This window comes from Brucella sp. HL-2, assembly GCF_025846885.2.
In the GTDB taxonomy this organism is placed as follows: Bacteria; Pseudomonadota; Alphaproteobacteria; order Rhizobiales; family Rhizobiaceae; genus Brucella; species Brucella quorumnocens.
This window is the reverse complement of sequence record NZ_JAOYTK010000060.1, coordinates 1-3,960: the sequence shown is the minus strand read 5'-3', so window position 1 is coordinate 3,960 and position 3,960 is coordinate 1. Positions and strand designations below refer to the sequence as shown.

The following is a 3,960-nucleotide window of genomic DNA, read 5'->3' as shown; positions in this document are numbered from 1 at the left end:
TCCGTCAGATGCCACCCCGCCTGATCGAGGATGAGAACGGCGTGGGCATTGCGCGCAACATGACGCGATATTTCAGCAAGATGCTCATTCATCGCATGCGTATCACACCACGGCATCACAAGGGCTGCTCCTTTGCCCCACTTGGGACAGATCGCTCCAAAAATATAGACGGACCGCGTTCTCTGATCCTGTGGCGCACTTGGTCTCGTGCCACGCTTCGCCCATCGCCGGGTGAGTTTGGTCTTCTGTCCGACACGGGCCTCGTCTTGGAACCATATCTCTATTTCTTTGCTCTTTGCCTGGCTTGTGCAGATTTCTGCCAGTGCGGCGGGGAAGCCTTTTTAAAAATGGCGATGGCCTCACTGTTCTGGGCATGATGCTTGGGGCGAGCGGATATTTTGCGATAGCCCATCATGCGCAGTTCACGCGCGACCGGCTGGCTGTGATGTCAAACTCATCTGCCATCCAGCGTATCAAATCGCATAGACGCCAGCGTACAGTTCCATCCACCTCAAACTGTGGGCCCTTATCAACCAAAGCAGCCAAAGCACGGCGTTGCCCATCATTGAGAAGCGGTTTGCGGCCTGGGGCTTTGCCGGTAATCAAGCCATCTACGCCGTGGGCGTTGAAACGCAATACCCAGTCTCGCACAATCTGCAGACCGACACCGCCGAAACGGGCCGCCGCGCTACGCCTACCACCGTCATAGATCAGCGATAACGCAAGAAGTCGACGCGTACAGGCCCCATCCTTATGCTGTTTTGCAAGCATACGAAGATCATCGCCGCAAAAGTCAGATCGTAATGCTACTGCTCGTCCCATCCAAAACCTCCAGTTTTGAATGGTGAATCACGAAATCCATCAAAGTGAAAGTCACAAATGAGTCAGCATCAGAAGACGTTGGTATAAGCCCATCCCGGAAGCTATGTCGCGGGCAAACGGGCGGCGGTCAAAAATCAGGTCCGCCGTCGAGCATGTCTTTGCCAGGCAGAAGGACAAGATGAAGCTCTTCATCAGGACGATCGGCATCAACAGAGCCAAGGTGAAAATTGGCATCGCAAATATCGCTTACAACATGCTCCGATATGTCTTTCATGAGCGTCGACGCGCAACTGCATGAAGCGCCAAGTCCCAAAAGGGGCCGTAACGACAAAAAACTGACCTGCACCTCTCGCAAAACCATCAGAAACCCATCGCTCTACACTGATCTCCGCAGATTCCAGGTATTTCGAGGTGTCCAATTGAACTCATCGAAGAAATGCGCACTGGAAACCGGCCGTTATGCAGCCGTCGCGTACAATCTGAGCCAACGTCTCACGATTGTGCGTCTGTCTCAATGATTGTGGACTGTGTCTCAACTAATCTGCGTCTGGCGGCGCTATCCGTCTCAATTAATGTGGTTTGAAAATCGCCTTTATTGCGCGTCCGACTGTTTTTGATTGCGCGCCGCTACAGATAGGTTGGCAGGTCATCACCGGCTATGGCGAACAACTTCGAAGAGCTGCTTGATATCAGTTGTCGCCATAGCTCAGGGTCTGTCGGGAGTTACGCTCATCTATAAGCGCGCGCTGTTGGCTTCCTCGCATTGCATTAATCACGCCAGCCGTAGCGCCTAGAACTTCGTTAAGAGACACTCCATTTTCAACAAGCACCTGCGTGTTCTGATCCACCGACCCTTTGAGGTCTTTTGCTTTTCCAACGTTTACACTAATCTGTTCATAGTCGGCTTTGCGCTTTGCTACCAAATCAAGCAAACCAGTCCCCAACGCCGTCAAATCGTTTGTATTCCTCACTGAGGTTTCGAATGATGGTATGATTTTATCCGGTTCAAATCTTAGTTTGAGTTCATTGATTGATTCCACTTTTACGATCCTCTTAAATAAATCATCAATTATCTTAGCGATTTCTTTTGATGCACTTGGAGCGGTCGCAGTGCTGAAGTGATCCCCATTAGTTCCCTTCTTCATCACCTTAGCATCAGTTGTGCGATCGTTTGTAATGGCTTTAAGTGCCTTTTTAGCAGTTCTAAGTATACTTTTCGTATCTTGATGTATTAAATTGGTGTTAACTTCGGTCGCTATATCAGTAACGACCTGTGCTGATGATGTATTAATACTAATGACAGTTATAAAAACACATAGTGATGAAAGTATTATAATCTTATTCACAATGAAACCCTTTTTGATTGAATCAGAATTATATTTATATATAAACGGTAATTACCCACCCCGTTTTATAGATCAACCGAGGGTGTTGGGGATTGTCTGGAATGGATTTTTGCCTTTGATCCTAGCCGTATCGACAGTTGTGCGCACATCCGCCTCGGCTTGTGCTGCCCACATAGCGCGATAGCCGTTGGTTACTTTTCGCTGGATAACGCTTGGTCTCAGTTTTCGCTCCGAGCCATTGTTGGTGGCTTCAAACTCGCCGGGATAATCGCAGAAGACCACGAGCTGCTTTTTCGCCCGGCCGATCTTGGCCTGCAATTTACCCACAAGCTCACACTTTGTTGTGGCGGCAAGAATATCGCCGAGTTGCTTTTTCAGATCGCGCTTTTTGACTGCAAGCGTTGATGCGGCGAAGCCTGAGATGTCGCGGGCCAGAGCAAATACCTTGGCAAACCACAATTTGAACCGCCATGGCAGATCATCCTCTCCATGTTCAAGCGCAAAGGCTGTATCGCGCGCCAGATGCGCCAGACAGGTTTGATGGTGTTCACCGTGATTTTGTTGCGCCGAATATCGGTCAGATATCCAGACCTCCGGCACATGTCCGCCCATCATTTGTTCTGCGACACGGCCAGCACGCGAATAATCGAGCTGATGAACAACAGCATCCTTGCAGTGAAACACCCAGTGGTAAGAATTAGTGCCCTCAATGCGAACCCCCGTCTCATCACTGGCAATGACCTTTGCTTGTCGAAGGATTGCACGGGCTTTGTCGGCTTCCTCCTTAATGAATGCGCGAGAGCGAATGAAGATGTTCATCAATGCGCCTTCGCTGATCGCAAGGCCAAACATATCAAGCAGCACGCCACGCAGGCGCTCATAAGAAAGCGCCTGAAACGCTTTCAAATAGATGGCCAGAGCATGAATGCGCTTGCCAAAGGGCGTTGCCGTGGCAACAGCCGGAACCCTTCCTTTAACCGGCGCGCCACAATGCATGCACGCACAGGAAAAACGGCGATGGCGGATGACATGAGGCCTGATCGGGGGAATATCGATCTCGTCATATTCGCTAATCAATTCCATTGCCCCATCGCAAGATTGTACCTTTCCGCATACCTCACAACGATCTGGCATGTGATCACGAAATTCATCAGGGTCTTCGTGTAGGGTTCGGTTATGTGGCTCATGGCCGGGCTTCGCACCACCGGGACGGGAATTCTCACGTAGCGCCTTCTTGTCGGTTGAAGGAGGCTTGGACGAGTTGCTCGAATTCTTCACCGGTCGCTGCAAGCGCAGAACCAGATCAATCAGTTCGTCCTTGCTCAATTGCTGCAATTCAGTGCGTTCCTTGATGCACAAGGATTCAGACTTTCAAACCCGTGACAACTCCCAGAATCTAGGGGTGGGTAATTACGTGTTGGACAATCCAGACCTCATGAAATACGCAGAGTGTGTAAATTAGAAATAAGTATAATAAACATCTGTTCATTCTTGTGATGCGCGTAGATTCTATCTAAATAAACCTAAATAATATTATTTGCTGTGAATAGCAAGTACTGTACGTACATCAACTATTAGTATATTATGATACATGATTGTTATGGATACAATACACAGAATACGTACTTGTATGCAGCGGATTTTTGGCCTCTGGCGAGAATGAATAAACGAGGTTAGAGCCTGAATCATAATGAATTTAACGATATCAGGCTCTTGCGATGCGCCGCGTGAGGAAGCGTATGTTTGCGATGTAGACCCACGCTTCGGAAGAAGCGATGGTTTTCTCGAAGTC

General features: G+C 49.1%; 2 protein-coding genes and 2 pseudogenes. 1 reads left to right on the top strand and 3 read right to left on the bottom strand.

The genetic code is table 11. The features are described from left to right. Positions 1-822 (bottom strand): annotated as a pseudogene (locus tag OIV19_RS23430) (IS630 family transposase); the annotation flags it as partial. A gap of 85 nt (positions 823-907) precedes the next feature. Between OIV19_RS23430 and OIV19_RS23425 the strand changes: the two are divergent. Next, positions 908-1,120 (top strand): annotated as a pseudogene (locus OIV19_RS23425) (IS5/IS1182 family transposase); the annotation flags it as partial. A gap of 391 nt (positions 1,121-1,511) precedes the next feature. Here the strand turns inward: OIV19_RS23425 and OIV19_RS23420 are convergent. After that, positions 1,512-2,168, bottom strand: coding sequence for a hypothetical protein (locus OIV19_RS23420; RefSeq protein WP_264234304.1), 657 nt, complete (start codon positions 2,166-2,168; stop codon positions 1,512-1,514). Positions 2,169-2,240: 72 nt separating this feature from the next. Further along, on the bottom strand, positions 2,241-3,521 hold the full coding sequence (gene tnpC, locus OIV19_RS23415) for an IS66 family transposase (protein WP_264234306.1): 1,281 nt from the start codon (positions 3,519-3,521) through the stop codon (positions 2,241-2,243). Positions 3,522-3,960: the final 439 nt, after the last annotated feature.